This window comes from Streptomyces sp. PTL18 (assembly GCF_059510295.1).
The window spans coordinates 1-20,157 of sequence record NZ_JCAJZO010000015.1 but is presented as its reverse complement, the minus strand read 5'-3'; the positions used below and the strand labels follow the sequence as shown (position 1 = coordinate 20,157).

Annotated in this window: 17 protein-coding genes and 4 pseudogenes; 5 read left to right on the top strand and 16 right to left on the bottom strand. The window is 69.4% G+C overall.

The annotated features are described in order from the left end of the window. Window positions 1–25 precede the first annotated feature (25 nt). Both AC5WS8_RS25415 and AC5WS8_RS25410 read right to left on the bottom strand, forming a co-directional pair. Window positions 26–346: an NIPSNAP family protein gene (locus AC5WS8_RS25415; protein WP_496105776.1), complete on the bottom strand. Its 321-nt coding sequence runs from the start codon at window positions 344–346 to the stop codon at window positions 26–28. 31 nt (window positions 347–377) lie between these two features. Then, entirely contained in the window at window positions 378–1,343 is a 966-nt protein-coding gene (locus AC5WS8_RS25410) for an NADP-dependent oxidoreductase (RefSeq protein ID WP_496105873.1), read from the bottom strand. A 128-nt stretch (window positions 1,344–1,471) separates the two neighbouring features. On the opposite strand from AC5WS8_RS25410, the gene AC5WS8_RS25405 reads away from it, so the two are divergent. Next, window positions 1,472–2,452 (top strand): GlxA family transcriptional regulator, encoded by a 981-nt coding sequence (locus AC5WS8_RS25405; protein WP_496105775.1) that lies wholly within the window; start codon window positions 1,472–1,474, stop codon window positions 2,450–2,452. Between the two features lie 334 nt (window positions 2,453–2,786). On the opposite strand, the gene AC5WS8_RS25400 is transcribed toward AC5WS8_RS25405, so the two are convergent. From AC5WS8_RS25400 to AC5WS8_RS25390, 3 genes are all read right to left on the bottom strand, one after another. After that, window positions 2,787–3,863, bottom strand: coding sequence for a transposase (locus AC5WS8_RS25400; protein WP_496105774.1), 1,077 nt, complete (start codon window positions 3,861–3,863; stop codon window positions 2,787–2,789). Window positions 3,864–3,989: 126 nt separating this feature from the next. After that, window positions 3,990–4,199: a transposase domain-containing protein gene (locus AC5WS8_RS25395; RefSeq protein ID WP_496105773.1), complete on the bottom strand. Its 210-nt coding sequence runs from the start codon at window positions 4,197–4,199 to the stop codon at window positions 3,990–3,992. Between the two features lie 144 nt (window positions 4,200–4,343). Further along, on the bottom strand, window positions 4,344–5,243 hold the full coding sequence (locus AC5WS8_RS25390) for an alpha/beta hydrolase (RefSeq protein WP_496105772.1): 900 nt from the start codon (window positions 5,241–5,243) through the stop codon (window positions 4,344–4,346). A 43-nt stretch (window positions 5,244–5,286) separates the two neighbouring features. Between AC5WS8_RS25390 and AC5WS8_RS25385 the strand changes: the two genes are divergently transcribed. After that, window positions 5,287–5,763, top strand: coding sequence for a MarR family winged helix-turn-helix transcriptional regulator (locus tag AC5WS8_RS25385; protein ID WP_496105771.1), 477 nt, complete (start codon window positions 5,287–5,289; stop codon window positions 5,761–5,763). 98 nt (window positions 5,764–5,861) lie between these two features. Here AC5WS8_RS25385 and AC5WS8_RS25380 read toward each other — a convergent pair. The 6 genes and pseudogenes from AC5WS8_RS25380 to AC5WS8_RS25355 form a co-directional block, all read right to left on the bottom strand. Continuing rightward, a pseudogene (locus AC5WS8_RS25380) lies at window positions 5,862–6,701 on the bottom strand (IS256 family transposase); the annotation flags it as partial. Between the two features lie 93 nt (window positions 6,702–6,794). After that, the gene (locus AC5WS8_RS25375) at window positions 6,795–7,181 is read right to left on the bottom strand and encodes a hypothetical protein (protein ID WP_496105770.1); all 387 of its coding nucleotides are present in this window, start codon (window positions 7,179–7,181) and stop codon (window positions 6,795–6,797) included. Between the two features lie 883 nt (window positions 7,182–8,064). Beyond that, the gene (locus tag AC5WS8_RS25370) at window positions 8,065–9,564 is read right to left on the bottom strand and encodes a long-chain-fatty-acid--CoA ligase (protein ID WP_496105769.1); all 1,500 of its coding nucleotides are present in this window, start codon (window positions 9,562–9,564) and stop codon (window positions 8,065–8,067) included. A gap of 52 nt (window positions 9,565–9,616) precedes the next feature. Then, window positions 9,617–10,078, bottom strand: coding sequence for a cupin domain-containing protein (locus tag AC5WS8_RS25365; RefSeq protein ID WP_496105872.1), 462 nt, complete (start codon window positions 10,076–10,078; stop codon window positions 9,617–9,619). Between the two features lie 69 nt (window positions 10,079–10,147). Beyond that, window positions 10,148–10,528: a DUF6069 family protein gene (locus tag AC5WS8_RS25360; protein ID WP_496105871.1), complete on the bottom strand. Its 381-nt coding sequence runs from the start codon at window positions 10,526–10,528 to the stop codon at window positions 10,148–10,150. 93 nt (window positions 10,529–10,621) lie between these two features. Beyond that, on the bottom strand, window positions 10,622–12,214 hold the full coding sequence (locus tag AC5WS8_RS25355) for a CocE/NonD family hydrolase (protein WP_496105768.1): 1,593 nt from the start codon (window positions 12,212–12,214) through the stop codon (window positions 10,622–10,624). A gap of 109 nt (window positions 12,215–12,323) precedes the next feature. Here AC5WS8_RS25355 and AC5WS8_RS25350 point away from each other — a divergent pair, with 109 nt between their 5' ends. Next, a complete protein-coding gene (locus AC5WS8_RS25350) occupies window positions 12,324–12,911 on the top strand; it encodes a TetR/AcrR family transcriptional regulator (RefSeq protein WP_496105767.1) in 588 nt (195 codons plus the stop codon). Window positions 12,912–12,957: 46 nt separating this feature from the next. On the opposite strand, the gene AC5WS8_RS25345 is transcribed toward AC5WS8_RS25350, so the two are convergent. Next, window positions 12,958–13,602, bottom strand: coding sequence for a LysE family translocator (locus tag AC5WS8_RS25345; RefSeq protein ID WP_496105766.1), 645 nt, complete (start codon window positions 13,600–13,602; stop codon window positions 12,958–12,960). Window positions 13,603–13,732: 130 nt separating this feature from the next. Between AC5WS8_RS25345 and AC5WS8_RS25340 the strand changes: the two genes are divergently transcribed. Then, a complete protein-coding gene (locus tag AC5WS8_RS25340) occupies window positions 13,733–14,824 on the top strand; it encodes an ArsR/SmtB family transcription factor (RefSeq protein WP_496105765.1) in 1,092 nt (363 codons plus the stop codon). Between the two features lie 242 nt (window positions 14,825–15,066). On the opposite strand, the pseudogene AC5WS8_RS25335 reads toward AC5WS8_RS25340, so the two are convergent. The 4 genes and pseudogenes from AC5WS8_RS25335 to AC5WS8_RS25320 all read right to left on the bottom strand — a co-directional run. Beyond that, a pseudogene (locus AC5WS8_RS25335) lies at window positions 15,067–15,313 on the bottom strand (transposase); the annotation flags it as partial. Then, a pseudogene (locus AC5WS8_RS25330) lies at window positions 15,307–15,545 on the bottom strand (telomere-associated protein Tap); the annotation flags it as partial. The pseudogenes AC5WS8_RS25330 and AC5WS8_RS25335, both read right to left, overlap by 7 nt. Before the next feature lie 244 nt (window positions 15,546–15,789). Next, window positions 15,790–16,875 carry an integrase core domain-containing protein gene (locus tag AC5WS8_RS25325; RefSeq protein WP_496105764.1) on the bottom strand — a complete coding sequence of 362 codons (1,086 nt, stop codon included), beginning with the start codon at window positions 16,873–16,875 and terminating at the stop codon, window positions 15,790–15,792. 367 nt (window positions 16,876–17,242) lie between these two features. Then, a pseudogene (locus AC5WS8_RS25320) lies at window positions 17,243–18,645 on the bottom strand (IS1380 family transposase). Window positions 18,646–19,068: 423 nt separating this feature from the next. Here AC5WS8_RS25320 and AC5WS8_RS25315 point away from each other — a divergent pair. Further along, a complete protein-coding gene (locus tag AC5WS8_RS25315) occupies window positions 19,069–19,536 on the top strand; it encodes a hypothetical protein (RefSeq protein WP_496105763.1) in 468 nt (155 codons plus the stop codon). Window positions 19,537–20,157 lie beyond the last annotated feature (621 nt).

Below are 20,157 nucleotides of genomic sequence, written 5' to 3'. Positions count from 1 at the left end.
GCGGATGAAGCGGCCGCAAGCCAGGTCACCGCAGGGGTGAGGCGGAGGTGGGGACCACGCGGGTGACGACGGACTTCTCGGGGATCAGCAGACCGTGGACGACCGGGCCGATCTCGTTCTTCCAGCGGTCGTGCTGGTACACGGCTGTGTACAGGGCCTCGCTCTGGGCCTCGTCCTCGAACCTGCGGATCCACACGTAGCCGTCCTCGTCCTCGGCGTCGACGAAGGAGGCGGTCACGTCCATGCCCAGCGAGGCCTGGAACGGGATGACCACGTCCTCCATGTAGCGCACCCACTCCTCACGACGTCCGGGCTGCGCCTGGTAGCGGCGGATCTCGTAGTACACGGTGCTGCTCCTGACTGTTTGCAGGGAAGGTTCAGTCGGTCACGGTGAGGACGACCTTGCCGCGGGTGCGGCCGGCCTGGACGCGGGCGTGGGCCGTGCCGACCTGTTCCAGCGGGAAGATCTCCTCCACCTCGACGGCGACCTCGCCCTCCTCGATCAGGTCTGCGATCGTGGCCAGCGCGGGACCGTCCGGCTCGACCAGGTACGGGGTGACCCGCACGCCGGCTGCCTCGGCCGCCTGGGCCAGTTCCGGGGCGACACCGGACGGTACGGCGACCAGCAGGCCACCGGGGCGCAGGACCTTCAGCGAGCGGGTGCTGGTCTGGTCGTGGGCGTCGCCCACCAGGTCGATGACGACGTCGATGTCCTGGGTGACGTCCTCGAAGCGGGTGGTGGTGTAGTCGATGGTCTCGTCGGCGCCGAGTTCCTTGAGCCAGGGGTGGCGGGCGGCGCTGGCGGTGGCGATCACGTGGGCGCCCAGGTGCCGGGCGAACTGGACCGCGAAGTGGCCCACCCCGCCGGCGGCGGCCGTGATCAGGACGCGCTGGCCGGCCTGGACGTGGGCGGTGTCGACCACGGTCTGCCAGGCGGTCAGCGCCGCCAGCGGCACGGCGGCTGCGTGCGCGTGGTCGAGGGTGGCCGGCTTGCGGGCCCACTGGCGGGCCGGTGCGGTCACGTACTCGGCGTAGCCGCCGGCGGCGCGCGGGAACCACGGCATGCCGTAGACCTCGTCGCCGACCTTCAGGGTCGTGACGCCGAAGCCGACCTCCTCGACGACACCGGACACGTCCCAGCCCAGGATCAGCGGGAGCGTCTGCAGCCCCGCCATGCCCTGGCCCTCGCGGGTCTTCCAGTCCACCGGGTTGATCCCGGCGGCGTGCACCCGTACCAGCACCTCGGTCGGCAGCGGCTCGGGGCGCGCGACCTCCTCGACGGTCAGCACCTCCGCTCCGCCGAACTCGCTGATGGTGACTGCCCGCATGATGTGCTCACTCATGGTGTCCTCGCTCATGTCCGTCTCACTGTTTGTTGCGCCCGGACCGCGGTCCCGGCACAAGAAACAGTGGCGTGTGCTCACGGAGGCAGGTGAGTGGCCGGAGGGTCACCTGTCGTACTATTCCAGCCATGACGCATCGTGTTGTCGTTCTCGCCCTCGACGGAGTGCAGCCGCTGGACCTGGGCATCCCGGCCCGGGTGTTCAACGAGGCCTGTGAACCGGATGGGACCCCTCTGTACTCTGTCAGCACCTGTTCCCTCGGCGGCCGGCCGGTGCGCACGCACGAGGACTACCGGATCGTCGTCGACCACGACGAGTCGGTGCTGGAGACCGCGGACACCGTCGTTCTGGCCACGCAGGAGCCCAGCGAGCAGCTGCTCGCGACCGGCGCGCTCCCGGAGGAACTCGCCGCGGCGCTGGACCGGATAGGGCCGCAAACCCGCATCGTCAGCCTGTGCACCTCGGCCTTCCTGCTCGCGGCGGCCGGTCTGCTGGACGGTCAGCGGGCCACCACGCACTGGGGGCTGTGTGACGCGCTGGCGCGGCTGTTCCCCGACGTCGAGGTCGATCCGGACGTATTGTTCGTCGACAACGGACGCATCCTGACGTCCGCCGGCGGAGCGGCCGGCATCGACCTGTGTCTGCACCTGGTCCGTCTGGACCACGGGGCGGCGGTGGCCTCGGCCGCCGCGCGGCGCTGCGTCGTGGCGCCGTGGCGTGAGGGCGGGCAGGCCCAGTTCATCGAGCACCCGGTTCCGCAGGACACCGACCGTTCCACTTCGGCGACCCGGCAGTGGGCGCTGGACCGACTGGCCGAGCCGGTCACACTGGAGGACATGGCCCGGCACGCGCACATGAGCGTGCGCACCTTCACCCGGCGGTTCCGCAGCGAGGTGGGCAGCAGCCCGCTGAAGTGGCTGGCGCAGCAGCGGCTGGCGCACGCGCGCCTGCTGCTGGAGTCCACCGACCTGACCGTCGCACGAATCGCCACCGTCTGCGGCTTCGGCGACCCCGTCGCCCTGCGCAAGCACTTCCACACATACCTGGGCCTGTCACCCCTGGCCTACCGTCGCGCCCACAACGCACCGGAGCCGATGACGGCACGGTGACCACCCAGCCGGGTCAGGGCTGCGGCAACGCCCCACCCATCACCCGGCGCGTCGAGTGGCTCCTGCTGCCCTCCACCACCACTTCTAGGGCAAAATCCCGGACCTCATGTACCGGGTTACCGAGGACATCGTGGATGACATGGACCGCGTAGGCGGCGGTGCCTCGCCCAGTACTGCGACGGCACGCTGGAAGACGGTCCGGCGATCGCGCCCACGGGCTACACCGTGGGTCTGTATGATCTTCGGCTCTGGCCCGTAGTCGTAGTCGGTGGTGACGCCGAGTAGCCGCCTCGGTCATGATCTTGTGGTGGATATCACATCAACCCCGCTGCGTTCAGCGTGATGAGCGGGGTGCAAGACCGTCTTCCATCACGTTGATCTCGGTGTGGAAGGTGTAGTCCTGGGCGATGGCGGGGTGCTTGCCGATGTTCGGGATGTACTTGCTGTGACTCTTCAAGCTGCGGGCTTTGATCCGCTGGCGACGGCGTACGGGCAGCAGATTGTCCCGGAGCGCGCGGCCGATCGCGCCGACCAGGCGGGTCGGTCCGTCGGGCAGCACGCCGCTGGCGGTGACCACCTGGTCCCGAGCGGCCAGGGCGACGGTGAAGCCGAGCCGGTCCATGTCCAGGCCCGATCGGCCGGTTGCGGCGTCCGCGGCGGTGCGGATCAGCGCCTGGTAGACGGTGAGAAGCCCCCAGACCTCCTGCTCCAGGTCGGCGGGGTGCCCAGAGCGCAGGACCCAGCCGTCGAGCAGGGTCGCCTTCAGGCTCGCGTAGCAGGTCTCCGCCTGCCACCTTGCGTGATACTGCGTCACGAGACGGTCGGCGGGGTGGCGGGTCGGGTCCGTGAGGCTGGTGACCAGCCGCCAGGGCTCGCGGCGGGTCGTGCCGTCGGCGAGGGTGACGGTGATCCACGCCTCGATGACGCGGACGGTCTGTGTCCCGTAGCCGCGCCCGGCCCGGTAAGGGGCGGACAGGCGGGCCAGGTAGGACCCGTCCGGCAACCGCCGCCAGATGGCGGGGCGTCGACGGGCGGAGGAGCGCACCAGGACCTGTGCGCCGGCGGCTTGGACGCCGTGCAGGAACTCGAAGGCGTCGAATCCCGCGTCGGCCAGGACGAGCATCCGCGGGGTGAGGTGGCCCAACCGCTTCCGGGCGTAGGGGAGTTCGCCGTCATCCTCGGGCCCGAACGTGGCGGCGATCACCGTGCGGGTTGGGGTCTCGACCAGGGTGACCAGCCGCGATAGCGGGTAGCCGAACTCGCGTTCCTCACTCCGGCGTTTGGGGAACCGAGCCGTGACCGCCTCACGGTCGGGCAGTTGCAGGCTGGTGCCGTCGAAGGCCACCGTGCGCATCCCGCACCAGAACGCTCCCGAGTCGTCCGTCCAGGCGAGCGGCCCCGGCCAGGGCATCGAACAGCACCCGCAGCGCTGGGGGCCGAGACGGCGCCGGGCCCGCGACAGCGAGGAGGAGTGCGGGCACATCCAGGCGAGCCCATCCAGCGCGCAGGTCAGCTTGCCCCACACCGCCCGGTACGATCAGTCCTCGAACAGGGCCAGTGCGAGGACGAAGTACACCGTCACCCGCGCGGGCAGCAGCCGAATCCGCCGCTGCACCGCCCGGGTCTCCGCGAGCACCGCGTCCACCAGCGCGAAGTCCACGACCTGCGTCAGCTCACCCAGATGCCCCGGCGCGAACACCCCCGCCGCTGCCCCGATCACCCGCGTGATGACAGACTTCTCCTGCAACGGGGCCCCTGTGCTTGATCGACTTTCTTCGCCGATCGTTGATCTACAGGTGTCCCGTTGCCTCGTTCAAGCCCCTTGACCTGCACAGACACGCCATAACACAACGGCGTTGGGCTGAACCTACCTCGCTGATGTGTGTGCCGTTTACCGAGCGTGAATGCGCTGGGTGAGGAAGAGAGCCGCGCGGTCCAGTGCCTCGTCCGCCTCGTCCAGACTGCCGGCGAACGACTGGAACACGTGCGGCACGTCGGCGGTGATGTCCAGGATGACGTCCACCCCGACCGCCCTCGCGTGGGCGGCGAGGCGGGTGGAGTCGTCCAACAGGATCTCGTTGGTGCCCGCCTGGATCAGCAGTGGGGGGAAGCCGGTCAGGTCGGCGAGGACGGCCGGGCTGAGCAGGGGTTGGTGGGGGTCGGCTCCGGCGAGGTACATGGCCCCGGTGTGTTCAACGGCCTTACGGGTGAAGATCGGGTCGATGCCTTCCTTGGTGCGCATGCTCTCGCCCGTGCGGGTGGCGTCGAGGCCCGGGGAGAACGCCACGATGGCGGCGGGAAGTGGAAGGCCCGCGTCACGGGCGGCGAGGCAGGTGGTGACGGTGAGGCCGCCGCCGGCGGAGTCGCCGGCGAACGCGATGGTCGAGGGGTCCATGCCGCTGTCGAGGAGTTCGCAGTAGGCGCTCAGGGTGTCTTCGATCGCGGCCGGGAACGGGTGCTCGGGGGCAAGGCGGTAGTCCGGCGAGTAGGCGCCGAAGCCGGTCTTGGCCACGAGGTGTCCCGTCAGCGACAGGGCGGTCTCAGGGGAGCCGAAGACAAAGCCGCCGCCGTGGAAGTACAGGATCGTCCCTGCGCGGGGCCCGCTGTCCGGCTCGACACGCAGTCCGGGTCGGTTGCCGAGCGTCGTCTGCGTGGTCCGGATGGTGTCGGGCACGATCATCTGGGCCATCAGCGCTTTGAATCCGGCGCGCAGTTCCTCGACCGACCGGGGGCCCTCGGGCCGCGGCTGCCGCATCATCGCGTCGATCCGGGCGCGCTGTTCTTTGCTCATGGGTGTGCTCCCGCCCTAAGTAGCTTCCGGTACACTATATGCCATGGAATCTAAATCGAGCGGTGAGGCGGTCGACCTTCCGGGTTTCTTCGCAGATCTGGTGAGGTGCGAGACACGTCTGTACAACGCACTCAACGACCGTCTCCGTGAGCGGCACGGGATCGTCACCTCGCAGTTCGAGTTTCTGCGCTACCTGCGCCACCACTCCGGATCTCGTGTGGCGGACCTCGCCGCCGAGTTCGCCATCGGGGTCGGGGCGACCAGCAAGGGCGTCGACCGCCTGGAGAAACAGGGATGGGTCGTCCGGCAGCCGAATCCATCCGATCGCCGGTCCTCCCTGCTGGCCCTGACCGACGACGGCTCGCAACTCGTCGACGCGGCGGAGCCAACCTTCACTAACGGACTCGCCGCGCTGATTGGAGACACGCTCGACGGCTCCTCGGCCGCGGCCGCCGTCCGCGCCATCTCGAAGCTGCGCTCCGTGCTCGAACGCAACCAGATCGGCACGCCCACAGGCTGACGGACATCGCCCCGGTCCCGGACGGGCGGGGGGCCTACACGGGGTCACGTCCGCTGGAGTGGTGTATCGACGGCCACTCGGTGATCTCGTCTTTGAGGCTATGCGGTGAGTTCGGTCGGGAGGACGGTGTCGTCGGTTTCTGACTCGATCGGGTGGAGTCGGGCCTTGGCGAGGAGTTCGCGGCCCATGTAGCGGCGGGCTTCTGTCCACTCATCGTTCTGCTCGGCCAGGACCGCGCCCACCAGGCGGATCAAGGCGGTGCGGTCCGGGAAGATGCCGACCACGTCCGTGCGGCGGCGGATCTCCTGGTTGAGGCGTTCCTGCGGGTTGTTCGACCAGATCTGCCGCCGGATCTCGCGCGGGAACGCGGTGAACGCCGGCATGTCGCCCTGAGCAGCGTCCAAGTGGCCTGCGGCCTTGGGGGACTTGGCCTCCAGGGCGTCCAGCACGTGCCGGATCTGGGCCTGGACCGCGTCGGCGTCGGGCTGTTCGAAGATGGTCCGCAGCAGCGTGGCCACCCACGGCTGGGCCGGCTTGGGGACCTGGCTCAGCAACGCGCGGGCGTAGTGAGTGCGGCATCGCTGCCAGCTCGCGCCGGGCAGGGTGGCGCCGATCGCGTTGACCAGGCCCATGTGCGCGTCGGAGATGACCAGTTGGACGCCGGACAGGCCGCGGGCGATGAGTGACCGCAGGAAGGCCGGCCAGCCGGCGCCGTTCTCGGCGGTGGCCACGTCCAGGCCGAGGACCTCGCGGTGGCCGTCGGTGTTGACGCCGACCGCGATCAGGGCATGGACGTTGATGATGCGGCCTGCCTCGCGGACCTTCTGGGTCAGGGCATCGACCCGGACGAACGCGTAGGGGCCGGTGTTCAGGGGGCGGTTGCGAAATGCGGCGACCTGCTCGTCCAGGTGCTTGGCCATTGCGCTGACCTGGGACTTCGGCGCCGCGCCTTCGAAAGCACGGCGCCGCCTACAGCACGAGTCGGCCGCGTTCACGAACCGGGCCCTTTACCCAGCGGGAGGGCTGGCCGATCAGCTGTTCTTCCGGCACAGGGCGAATACCTGGATGGTTCCGCTGCTGTCGTGGGACCTCGCTGCCCAGGTATTGGGCCGACTCGGAGAGGGGGCGTTCACGTCGACCGAGTCGTAGGAGGTCCCGCCGACGCTGTAGATGGGTGAGATGGCGTAACCGCCGGTGACGAGGCTCGTGCCGTCGGGACACGTCGCACAGGAGATGTCGCCACCCTTGCGCACGTTGTCGGAAACCCCGCTGGTCGGCGCGGACGCGCTGTCATAGAGCGCGTATGCCCTGATGGTCCCGGCGTGCGGCACGGCAGCCCATGCCCCCGGGTGGCTGACCGAAGGCGCATTACCGTCCACGCTCTCGCAGTAGGCACCGCCGACGGTATACACGGGCACGGCCAGGCAACCACCGCCGACCAGTTGCGTCACAAGCCACGGCCGGGCGCTGCCGCACAGCTCCCAGGCGGTGCTCCGGCCAGCGCCGAGCCGCTCCCGGCGCCAGAACCAGCCGCCGACCAGGGCGACGGGGCCAAGCCCGGCGATCTGCCGGAGGCTGCGCAGATCGTAACCGTCGACGGGTCCGGGGCGTGCCGCGCAGCAGTTCCGTCAACGCCACCGGGCCGGCGTGCCGGACGGTGACGCCGTACTATTCGACCAGCCGCCACAGCGGCTCTGACACGTCAGCGCGGGGTCACCGCGCACGCGTGGGCATCCGCCGCCACTCCTCGAGCGGCGGCTCACCATCCTGCTGCACCGGCACCCCGTGGCGGATGTACGACGACGGGCGGCGACGCTCCCGGCGCAGCACCCACTAGGTGCCCACGGCGGAGATCACCAGCAGCGACAGGGGGGCCAGAGCCGCGATCAGACGGATGCCGGGCATGACGGAACCTCGATTCGGTGGACGTGGTGGACGTGACATGGAGCAGTGCCCCGGGGCTGCGCCGGGCGCCTGAAAGGACGTCAGTTGAGTGAGTGACAACGGCAACCCGGTGCCCGGCGTGCGGGTGGGTGGTCGTCGGATGCTCTGTCATGCCTGGACATCCGATTCGTTCGTCCAGGGCCCTTGGGCAGGGGAGGCAGGCGGCATCGTCGGACAGCCGGAATGGAACGCCGGTGAGCTTCTGGGACAGCTCCCACAGCCGGAAGGCGGCGCGGACCGGCAGGCGGGTCAACGCTGCGCGGAGTCGGCCGCAGTTGCCTTGATGCCGCCGGTGAGAACGGTGGGGAGGGTCCGCACGGCGTGCTCGCCCCACGCGTACAGTGGCGCCGGACCGGGTCAGGCCGCAGCCGGGGCGATGACGATCTCGCGCTTGAGGATCTTGCCGGTCGGCCCCTTGGGCAGGGCGTCGGTGAGCGTGACCACCCGTGGGTACTTGTAGGCGGCCACCTGTGCCTTCGCGTGGTCACGGATCTCCTCGACGGTGGCGTGTGCCCCGGGCTTGAGGACCACCACCGCCGCGACCTCCTCTCCGAGCAGCGGGTCCGGCACGCCGACGACAGCGGCCTCGGCGACTGCCGGATGCGTGTACAGGACCTCCTCGACTTCGCGCGGGTAGACGTTGTAGCCGCCGCGGATGATCACGTCCTTCGTGCGGTCGACGATGAAGTAGTAGCCGTCCTCGTCCACCCGGGCGAGGTCGCCGGTGTGGAACCAGCCGTCGCGGATCGCGTTCGCGGTGGCGCGCGGCTGGTTGTGGTAGCCGGCCATCACGTTCTCGCCGCGGACCGCGATCTCGCCGACCTCGCCCGGCCCGGTCGTCGTACCGTCCCGTCCCACCAGGCGCAGCTCGACGCCGCGCACGGGCAGACCGATGGAGCCGGGCTTGCGCGGGCGGTCCGGCGGGTTGAAGGCGGCCACTGGCGACGTCTCGGACAGGCCGTAGCCCTCGAGCACGTCGACCCCGAAACGCCGCTCGAAGCCGTGCAGCACCTCGACCGGGAGGGAGGCGCCGCCGGAGACGGCCAGGCGCAGGCGGGCGGCGTCGAAGCCGTCGGGGAGTTCGGCGTTCAGGAGTGCTGCGTACATGGTCGGGACGCCGAAGAAGACGGTGACACCGTCCCGGCGGATGGTCTCCAGTGCCGCCGCCGGATCGAAGCGCGTGAGCAGGGTCAGGGTGGCCCCTGCTGCCACGGCCGTGTTGAGGCCGCAGGTTTGGCCGAAGGCGTGGAACAGGGGCAGGCCGCCGAAGAGTACGTCGTCGGGGGCGACATGGAACAGCGTCTCCACGGCGGTGGCGGTGTTGCTGAGCAGGTTGCGGTGCGTCAGCTCGGCACCTTTGGGTGTGCCGGTGGTGCCCGACGTGTAGAGGATGACCGCCAGGTCGGCGTCATCGGTGTCGACGACGGCGGGCAGCGGTTCGGTGCGCTCGAGCCGTGCGTCGAAGTCGGCCGGATCGACGACCAGCCAGCCGGTTCCGGCGGCGCTGGCCGCTATGGCGGCCTCGGCCGCCGACATCGGCGAGGCCAGCACCGTCCGAGCGCCGCAGTCGCGCAGGGTGAAGGCGATCTCGCGAGCCTTGAGCAGCGGGTTCATCGGTACGACGACGGCGCCGACGCGCAGGATGCCGTAGTAGACAACGGGGAAGTGCGGCACGTTGGGCATGATCACGGCCACCCGGTCGCCCGGGCGGACGCCACGGGCCCGCAGCAGCGCGGCGGTCCGTGCGCTGAGGTCGTCGAGTTGGGCGTAGGTCAGCGCGGTGTTCTCGTGCCGCACCGCGATCCGGTCATCGTGCTCGGACGCGGAGCCGGTGAGCAGGGTGGCGAGATTGGTCATCGTCATTCCTAGCGGTTGTGCACCGAGTGGTGCGGAGAGGAGGGTGAACCGGTCAGCGAGGCGGCCCGAGGAGGACGTTGCCGCGCAGGGCCGCGGCTTCGGTGAGCTTCTCCTTGGTGATCTCGAACCCGTCGGGGCGAGGGGTGGTGATGTCGCGTCCGGCGTGCCGGAACATCTCCTCGATGCCCCCGGGGGTGGTCATGAGCAGGAGGTCCGCGCGCTCGGAGGTGATGCGGTAGCTGTGGGGGAGGTTGCGGGGCAGGTAGACGATGCCGCCCTCGGACAGTTCGTGGCGTTCGTCGCCCACCCACACGAGCGCCTCGCCCTTGAGGAGGAGGAACACCTCGTCCTCACGGGTGTGCATGTGGAAGGGCGGGGCCTCGTCCTTGGGGACGTCGAACCGTCCGACGGTGAGCCGGCCCTCGGTGGCCTGGCTGTCGAGCAGGATCGTGAACAGCCCGCCGTGGAGCCATTCGAGGGTCTGCTGCTGGTCGGGCTGGGCGAGGTAGGGCATGGTCACGGGGGGTCTCCAGGGTGAAGGTGTGCCGGCCGGACCGGTGCGGTCCGGGGAGCGGGTGGTGCGTCAGGACCGGCGCAGCGAGGTGATCACGAAGATGGGGATCGCGAGCGCGCCGACGATCAGGTGCATCAGGGCCAGCAGGAGCCGGTCGGTCGTGCTGATTCCGGTCCCGCTGAAGGGGAGGCTGCCAACGAGCGTCAGGACCGCGAGCACGGTCCAGACGACGGTGGCCCGCCGTGGGGAGAACCGTTCCAGCAGCTCCAGGAGCGCCCAGCCCAGCAGGGTCGGGACGATGGAGGAGGCGCTCACCAGGCCGATCAGGACGGAGTGGACCGGCATGCCGAACACCGCGGGCGTCTTGAGGTCGTACCCGAACGCCCCGGTGAGGGCGAGCATGTACAGGAGGTTCGCGAGGAGGCCGATGAAGACGGCAGTGGCGCGCAGCAGCCGGGCGGGGTGCCCGTGGGGCGGCGAGGGGTGGGTGGTGTCGGTGCGGAGGGTGGGGTGGCCATGGTGGCTGCTCCGTTGTGGGCGGGGTCAGTGAACGAGGGGCAGGATGAGGTGGGATGGGTGGTCGGCGTCGTGGTGGATGAGGTCCCGGCCCACCTGGTGGCCGTAGTAGTGGTAGAACAGGCCGTCGGCGACCGGGGAGTCGCCGTTGGCGATCTCCAGCCGGATGCGGCTGCCCTTGCGAAAGAGGTAGGAGGTCGGCCAGACCTCGATCTCGTAGCGGACGACGGCCCCCGGCTCGACCGGCTGGGGCGGCTGGGTGCGGTGAGAGGCCTTCAGCCAGCCGCGGGTGACCATCGCAAAGGGCGGCGGTACGTTCTTGGCAATCCTGCGCATCAGCGCCTCCTTGAGCTTCGGAACGGCCTTCTGCTCGGAGATCTTGACGTGGAAGTCGGTGTCGCTCTGGTCCGTCTCCGCGTACAGCACGAGGGTGATCTTCCCGGTGACCTCGGTGTCGTGTTCCAGCGGCGGAGTGGTGAACGTGAGGATGCCGCTGGTGGGTTGGGGGATGCCGTCGGTGATGACGGTGGTGCCCACCGTCCATTCGGGGTTGGGGAAGTCGTAGGCGGTCGGCCCTCCGGTCGCCGCGGTGGGCGGCGCGGTGGTGAGGCTGCCGTCGTTGAGTGAGCGGACGGCGCCCGCGGGCTCGGGGCTCAGGTAGAACGGGGTCGGTACGGCGCGCTGGAGCGGCCACTCGGGCTCTTCGCGCAGTCGACTGCCGGCGTTGCCGATCTGGAGCCGGACGGGCGGGCCGTCCATGACCCCGTTGTCGATGCCCTTGAGCCAGTGGTCGTACCAGGGGCGGATGTAGGTGTCGAGGAACTCGGGCTGGTAGTAACGCTCGTGGCTGTCGGTGCCGGCCAGCACGACCAGCCGCTTGTCGGCGCCGCTGAGTCGCTCGTAGCCGTCGAGCTGACCGTGCAGGTGCAGGCCGATGCTGTACCACCAGGCGACGTTGAGCACCGGGATGTCGATGTCCTCGACCTTCACCGCTCGCTGGTCCCACCAGTCGTCGAAGACGGGCCGGTCCAGGGTTATGCCGATGACGTCGGCGGCGATGCCGCCGGGCCGGGGCGGGGTGGCGCCGAGGGTGGCGGCAGCCCGGAGGTGCTCGGTCGACCAGAACGCGAGGAAGTTCATGGAGTAGACCCCGCCGTGGTAGACCGCGTCGTGGTAGAGGTCCGTGAACCCGTTGTAGATGAGCGCACAGGTCAGGTGCGGCGGGCGCTGCGCGGCGGCCAGCCACTGGTTCACGCTGTAGGCGCTCTCCCCGGCCATCGAGATCTTCCCGGTCGACCAGGGGCGCGAGGCGATCCACTCGATGGTGTCGTAGCAGTCGCGCTGCTCGGCGGGCCCGAACAGCTCGAACTCCCCCTCGGACCTGCCGGTGCCGCGCTGGTCGCCGACCACGACCGCGTAACCGTGGCCGGTCCAGTAGTCGAGCGGACCGGTCTCGATGAACCGGAACACCGACACCGGCGGGAGGTAGAGCAGGTCCTTCTGGTACGGCGCCACCGCGTACAGCGCGGGGAACGGGCCCTCCCCCTCGGGCAGGTACACGTCGGCGTAGAGCCGGGTTCCGTCGGACGCCGTGATGCACTCGTTCTTGATCGTGCGCATGACACCAACCCCCAATTTCACCATCTGTGGAAACTAATTTCAGCGTATGATGAAACTAGCGGGACGGCAAGGGCAGTCCTCTTCGAACTAGCGTGGAAGGTGATGCGCTGTGAGCGGGCGAGGCCCCCGAGGGGAACGCGGAGAGCAGGCCGACAAGATCATCGCCGCGGCCCGCAGAGCCTTCGCCACCCGCGGCTACGCGGCGACCTCACTCCGCTCGGTCGCCCAGGACGCCGGCGTGGACCCCGGTCTCGTGCTCTACTACTTCCGCACCAAGACCGGGCTGCTGGAAGCGGTCATGCAACCCCCCGAGGCATTCGGCGCGACGGTGGCCGCCGCCGCGGAACAGCCCCTGCACGAGCGAGGACGCGCGTTCGTGCAGGCCACCCTGCGACTGTGGGAAGACGCCGCCTCCGCCGAGATCCTGCGGTCGATTATCCTCACCGCCGCCCAGGAACCCGCCGCCCTGGAACGCCTGCGCCAGTTGTTCTCCGAACTCGTCCTGGCCGTCGTCTCCCACAGCCTGCCCGACACCGAACGCAACCTGCGCGCCAGCCTCATCGCCACCCAGATCGACGGCATGATCATGAACCGCTACATCTGGCAGGTCGGCGATATCGCAGCCCTCCCCGCCGACGCCGTCACCGACCTCCTCGCCCCCACCATCCAGCGCTACCTCGTCGACCCTCTGCCATAAATCGCCCAAGAGCCCCGGCACGGCCGCCGGAAGCGCCGGGCCGCGCTCATGTGCCGCAACACGTGGCGCCGACGCTGACGCCGAGGCCGATCATGGCAATGCCGCCCGCGCCAGCGATCATCGCCATGCGGCCCTCGGAGCGGGCGAACCAGGTACGGGCTGCGGAGGCGGACAGGCCCCACGCGGTGTCCGAGAGGAGACCGATGGCCGCCGGGACCAGGCCCAGCACCATCATCTGCCGGGGGATGTGGCCTGCGGAGTGGTTCACGAACTGCGGCAGCACCGCGGCGAAGAAGACGAAGCCCTTGGGGTTGGTGACGCCCACGAACAGGCCGTCCACGACTGTGCGCAGGTCACTGCGCCAGGCGCCGGCCGGGGCGGTCAGGCCAGCCGCGTGCAGTTGCTCGCGGTGGCGGACGGCCTGCACGCCGAGATGGACGAGGTAGGCGGCTCCGGCGAGCTTCACCGCGATGAGCAGCGTCACCGAGCTCTGCACCAGGTTGCCCAGGCCCAGGGCGACGGCGGTGATCAGGGCGTAGGCGCCGAGGACGTTGCCCATGACCGTCGCCATCGCGGTGCGGCGGCCGTGGGCGAGGGCGCGTCCGACGACGAACAGGACGCTCGGCCCCGGTACCGCGATCACCAGCAGGGACACCGCCGCGAACGCCAGCATGCTCTCGGTGGACACCATGGGTCTGTCGTCTCCCGTCAGGTTGATGCCAGCGCGTCAACAGGCACTGCCCGCGCCGGGTGAGGGCGTGCGACCACGAGCTTCGGACACCGGGACAGAACCGATCAACTGATTGTGAAATCCTGCAATCGTGATCACTGTGCGGTTCGGCGGAACGGCCGAGGAAGACCTGGCCCTGACCGTGTCCCCCCTGCTGGAGGCCGTCCATTCCTGGCACGTGCTGACCGCCCCGGGGCACCACGCACTGCACCTTCCCTGGGTGCGCCGGTGCCGCGAGCTGCCCGCCGCGCTCCGCCGGGAACTGCGCGAACACGGCTGGATGGTGGCCGACTACATCCCCGCCTTCTTCGAGGCAGGCGCCGACGCCCCCGAGGCGGATTTCGCCGGCCAACTGGCCGCGGTCCGCACCGTCCCCCCGGAACACCTCGCCACCGAGCTGTCCCAGACCCTCGTCGACACCACCCGCTACGGCCGCGACCTCGTCACCGACCCCTCCGTGCGGGACGCGGCCCTCGCTGACCTCGACCGCTCCGACCCCGCCCGGGCCGAGCGGCTGCGCCACGTCCTCGCCGACCCGGCTCCAGCCGTGGAGGCCGCGCTCACCGTTCTGGCGGACTACTGGGACAGCGCCTTCGCCACCGAGTGGGGACGCCTCGAGCCCGTACTGCACGACGAACTCACCCGCGCCGGACGCCGGATCGCCGTCGCCGGCGTCTTTTCCATGCTGCGCAGCCTGCTCCCGCAGATCCGCCTGGACCCCGGTAAGCGGCTGCTGAGCCTGGACCGCCCGCATGACCACGACATCACCGTCACCCCCGCCCGTCCGGTGACGTTCACCGCCAGCCACTACGTATGGCCGCACGTCCGCGTCACCTGCGACGCCCCCTGGCCCCTGCGGGTGACCTACCCCGCGGCCCCGCTCGCCCCGCAGCCCACCTCCGCCGGCCGCGAAGAACTGCTCACCGCCCTGCGAGCCCTGGCCGCCGCGCCGCGCCTGGAGATCGCCGAGTCCCTCGCCGGACAGAGCCGAAGCACCCAGGAACTCGCCACCCTCCTGGGCCTCTCGGCGTCTGTGGTCTCCCGCCACCTCCAGCAGATGACCCAAGCAGGGCTGCTGACCAGCCACCGCGAGGGCTACTACGTCCTCTACTCCGTCGACCGCAGCCGACTCGGGCGCATCGCCGCGGCCCTGAACGATCTCGCCGACGGACCCGGAGCCTGATGTGGCAGAGCCCGGCAGCCCCGAAACCGGCTCGGCAGCCGCGGACCGGCAACCGTCGTCGTGTTCCAGATGATCGGACTTCGGCAGCGTCCAGCGCTCAACCAGTTCCTCCGTCGACGCCTGTGCGCGGTCGCCGACCGGCCCGGCCCAGCCTCAATCGCCGCAGCAGTACCCCGCACACCGCCTCCCACCAGGGCGGTCATGTCCCGTGTAGTGGCGGAGCGGTCGTGCGCCAACGGTCGTGTGGTGGGCGGTAGTTCGTCGCGAGTCCGCTCGGCGGGGTAGATCTGCTCCATGCTGCCCTCGGGTAGGTAGCGGCGGGGGAAGCGATCCATTCGTCGTGCATCTCGAAGAGCACGGCGGTGACCAGCCGCAGGAGCGCGTCGTCGTTCGGGAAGACCTGAACGACGTCGGTGCGGCGCTTGATCGGATCTTCTTCCAATGTCGTTCCGGGAAGGCCGCGAAGGCGGTCAGGTCGTCCTTGGCCTCTCGCCCTTCGGCGTGAACAGGCTGGGCAGCTGACCGGCGTCCAGCTCCACCCACTCCTTGCCGACCTTCACCCTCGACAGGTCGACGTGGGAAGATCCACCAGCCACGAGCCGGGCAACTTCGGGTCGAACACCGGCGCCTTGACGTGCGTCGGCGCACCGAGGCCGACGACCAGGCCGTTGGCGCCGACGGCGAAGGCCATGTTCACGTCGGTGCCGACCAGGTGCCGCAGGGCAGTTCAACGACGAGCTGCACGCCCTGCACCGGCGGGCCGGATGGCCTTCGGTGCGCGAGCTGGCTCGTGCCCTCGGCAGCGGAGTGGCCAGCTCCAGTCAATTCATGACGCCTTCACCAGGCCGCAGCTGCCCGGGTGGGGGCTGGTGGAGGTACTCGCAGAGGAACTTGCGCGCCGTATCCCGAGCGTGTGTCGCTCGAAAATACGATTCGGTGCTGTGAGCTGTGGCGAGGGCGTTCGGTCAGGCGGTCCTCTGGTACTGGTTGATCAGGCCGCCGAGGAGGGGTTGTCGCCGGATTCGGTGGGCCTGGAGGTCGGTGACGGTGGCTGGAGGGGATGGTTTGGTGCTGTCCGGGGGCAGTTGCCGCCGGGACTGGTGGGGGCGGTGCTGGTTGTAGTGCCGGATGTACTCGGCCAGGACCGCTTGGGCGTGGGCCTCGTTGTAGATCAGGATCCGGTCGAGGAGCTCGCGCCGGAGGGTGCCCACGGCTCTCTCGCAGATCGCGTTCGCTCTCGGTGCCTGCGGCGGGCTGAGCAGGATCTGCACGTCGTCGGCCTGGAAGACGGCGTCGAAGGCGTCGGTGTACTTCGCATCCCGGTCCCGCAGCAGAAAGCGCAGCGAGTCCATCCGGCACCCCAACGTCATGGCGAGATTCCTCGCCTGCTGGACGGCCCACTGCGCGGTGGGGTGGGCGGTGACGCCGGCGAGGTGTAGTCGGCGAGTGCCGTGCTCGATGAAGACCAGGGCGTACAGGCGCCCCAACGCCACGGTGTCGAGGTGCAGGAAGTCGACGGCGATGATGCCGTGGGCCTGGGTGGTGAGGAACTGACGCCAAGTAGGGCCGGATCGATGCGGCGCGGGGTCAACTCCCGAGGACTGCAGGATCTCCCATACGGTGGACGGGGCGATGGAGTAGCCAAGGCGGACGAGCTCGCCCTGTATGCGGCGGTGGCCCCGGGTGCTGTTCTCGCGCGCCAGACGCAAGATGAGCTGCCTGACGGTGGGCGCAGTCGGGGGCCGTCCCGGGTGGCGACGCTCGGTGAATGTCCACTTCCGGGAGACCAGGCGTCGGTGCCAGGCCAGCAGCGTGGTCGGCGTGACCGCGAAGACCTGACGCCGGCGCTCCCGCGGGACCAGCCGGGAAAGGACGGCCAGCCAGATCTGGTCGGCGGACTCGTAGCGGACCCGAGCGATCTGGCGGCGCAGCACCGCGTTCTCGTGCCGCAACGCCAGCACCTCCGCATCCTTGGCCACCCGGCTGCGCAGCACGGCGGCAGGCACTCTGATCAGATTCCGGACCAGTGCGGTGACGATCGACGGCGGCATCGAAGGATCATCCCAGGCGCCGCGGAGGCCTTTGCCCCACATGGAGAAGCTACAGGCCAGGCTCAGAATCGTATTTCCGAGCGGGACAGGCACGGGAGACCTTGAGCAGCTCACACGCTCGCTTGACGTTGTGGCCTGCCTGCTTCTCCGCCTCGATGAACGGGTGGACCGTCACCGGGTCTCCTGCGCGAAGAAAGCCGTGGCCCGCTTAGCCTCCCTGTTTCGCTTCGCGTGGCTGAGCTGGTCGGATCGCGGTGAAGTGGTGGTGTCGGTTGCTCATGGCTGGTCGGGCATGGCTGGGGCCCGACGCGCGGGTCGGGTGCTCCGGGGTCCTCGGGTCGTGGGTGGTCAGGGACGGTGCCGTGGTTCAGGTGGCCGGCCGTGGCAGGGCCGTGAGGCGGGCGGATGCGCTGGTCAGCTCGTTTCGCCAGGGCCAGGTTGCGGAGATCCGCAGGTGCAGGCGGCGTCCGCCGCGGGTGATGCGGGCGGCTGCGTGCAGCAGCCGGTAGCGGAGCTTCTTCGGCTCGGCGGCGGCCAGTTCGCCTTCCAGTAGCAGAGTGCGCATCCAGGCGAGCAGGTCGACGGCGGTCAGAGACAACTCCAGCCACGCTTGGTTGATGGCGAAGTGGCGGGCGGGGAAGCGGCCCAAGCCGGTGGTCTTGCCGCAGCGGATGCGGTCCTCGACGCGGGCGTGCGCCCGGTGGCGGACTTCCAGGTGCTGCAAGGAGCCTTCGTCGTAGGGGGTGTCGGTGAGGAAGACCTGGTGGCGCAGGCCTTCGTCGAGGTCGAACAGAGTCAGTTGGGCGCCGGGATGCGGGCGCTCACGCCGCACGATGACCCGGGTGCCGTCGGGGTAGCCGTCCAGGTCCACAAGGCCGGTCAGCTCGGCGACCTCCGCGCCGATGCGCAGGGATCCGTCCTGCTCCAGCGCGGGATACCAGAGGTGTTCGGGCAGGGCGCGGATCGCGCGGCGGACTGGTTCGGTGACGGGATGACCGACCGAGAAGAACGTGTGGATGCCGTGCGAGCGCAAGCTGCGCAAGTGGGTCAGGAATGCCTTCGCGCCTCCGGCGCTGTCGGTGCGGATGAGGATGTCGGTGCCGCGGCGGTGGGCGTCGGGAAGCTGGGCCAGGGCCTGCTCGAGAACGGCGATGTGATCGGCGGCGGTGTTGGCTCCGGCGTTGCCCGGCCGCAGCACTCCGGCCAGGGCTTCGCCGGTGTTGTCCAGGAAGCACAGCAGCGGGTGGTAGCCGAAGCCGCGTTTATAGGTGGCCGCCGTCTGCTCCTTCTCGGAGTGGCAGGTGACGAGTGTGGCGTCGATGTCCAGGACCGGCCCCGCAAGGTCGCGTCCGCCCGCGTGGGCCGCGGGTCTCCCAGGGCCGGTGTCGGCGGCCTGCATCCAGGCGGTATCGCGGGCGGCGGCGCGGGCCGCCCGAGTGCCGCGAGGGCGGCCGGATCGATGCCGGCCAGCAGCCGCCAGGCGGTCGCAGTGGAGGCCACCGGACCGAACACCCCGGCCTGATCGCGCAGTAGAGCCAGGTCCGTGATGGCCTCGCCGCCGTCGGCGAGCATCACCGCCAGATCCACCGCGATTCTTCCAGGGGCGTGCCCGGTGCCGCGTGGCCGCAGCCGACGCAGCGCGTCGGTGAAGGATGCGGTCAGGCCGGTGGCATCGGCGAGATCGGCCAGCAGGCGGGCCCCAGCATGGTTGATCACCCCGCGCCCGTCGGACGAGACGACGAGCCTGGGGCGCGAGGCGGTAGTGTGCACGCAGAAAGTGCCTTCCTGCTGGAACGACGGAGACCTTAGACAAGCCTCATCGTCCCAGCTCAGAAGGCACTTTCGCTTTCCCGCTCAAGATTCGGACACCGTGGCAAGTGAAACGCGCAGGTTAACGCCAGACGCGATCCGGCAAGCGAGCGGCGATCTGGCCGCGCGGCTGAACGACATCTGCGGCGGACGCCCCGTGCACCCCAGGCAGATACGGAGGAGACGTCGTCAGCGGCGAAGCCGAAGTCGCGGGTGCGTGGTGTGAGGGATGGCCTGATCGGTGCTGTGAAACCTGCAGTTGGACGGTCTGGCATGTATTTAGGTTGACGGTGTGCAGTCAGCGATGAAACGGTCAAACGGCGTCACCAATGAGGTGCTTCACACCAACTCTCCGCTGACCACGGGGAGAACAGAGGGGAACGCATGCTTCTCAACACTTCCGTCAAGGCAGTGCTGTCTGCTGCTGTCGCCATGTCGGCCCTGCTGATCCCGGCAGCCGGTTCCGCATCTGCCGCATCCTCCGCCTCCGGGGAGACCGTCACAGCATCTGCCGACAGCTTTGACGCCACATGCAGGAGCCACAGCCGCACCTACATCCTGAAGAAGTACTACCGAGGGCCCCAGTTCTTCACCCTGCGCTGTGGCACAAACACGTGGGGCTGGAAGCACATTAAGCTGAGGCACGGCTGGAACAGCACGATGGACCGGAAGATAAGCGCTGCCATCTGGTCCGGGGACCCCAATGGGCGCGGTGGTTACTCCACCTACCTCAATCAGTGCCCGCGAGTGGAGAAGTTCCGCACCATCATCGGTACCCCGGCCGGGACTAACGACCTCCTGACGGCCTACAAGGTCGATCAGCCGGCAGTCGCCAGCGCTGCTGCCTGCTAGACGCCGTGTGGGGGCGTGGGACGAGGTGAAAGGGTGGTTGGCCCCTGTGGGAGAACAGACACAAGCCGAGCAGGCCCTGAGTCGGTCGTACGTCACCGCTGACGGACTCCGTTTCGACGTCAACAAGATGTCGGTCGAGCACCATCCGGACCGCAGCGTGACGTTGACGTACTGGCTCACTGTGGGCCGCCAAGGCCGCCCGGATGAGCGCTGGGTGGTCGCTCTACCCTGGGGCGACAAGTCCTGGGTCGATGTGCTCACCTCGCCTGCACCCTCTCCCGACCGACTGCGGCAGCTAGTGCACCTCGTCCATGCACATCTCGAAGAGTGGTGGGACACAAAGGGACACAACCGGCATTCAGCGAAGATGGGACGGCGGCTTCCCTGAGCCTCTCGCGCCCGCCGTCGGCGTAGTACGTAGCGGTCACGGCTCCGACTGACCGGCATGCAGCAGCGTGCTGGGAGTCCTGCCGGGCGAAGAAGCGGGCGCCCTCGAGGGCCTTGCCCGACGGTCCGCCGAGGCGGCAACGGGGACTTATCAGGGCCTCGCGTTCGTCGCTGCACAAAAATGGGTGCAGGCCACCGCCAGAGGGCTGTGCGGCGGCCCACGAATACGGTTTT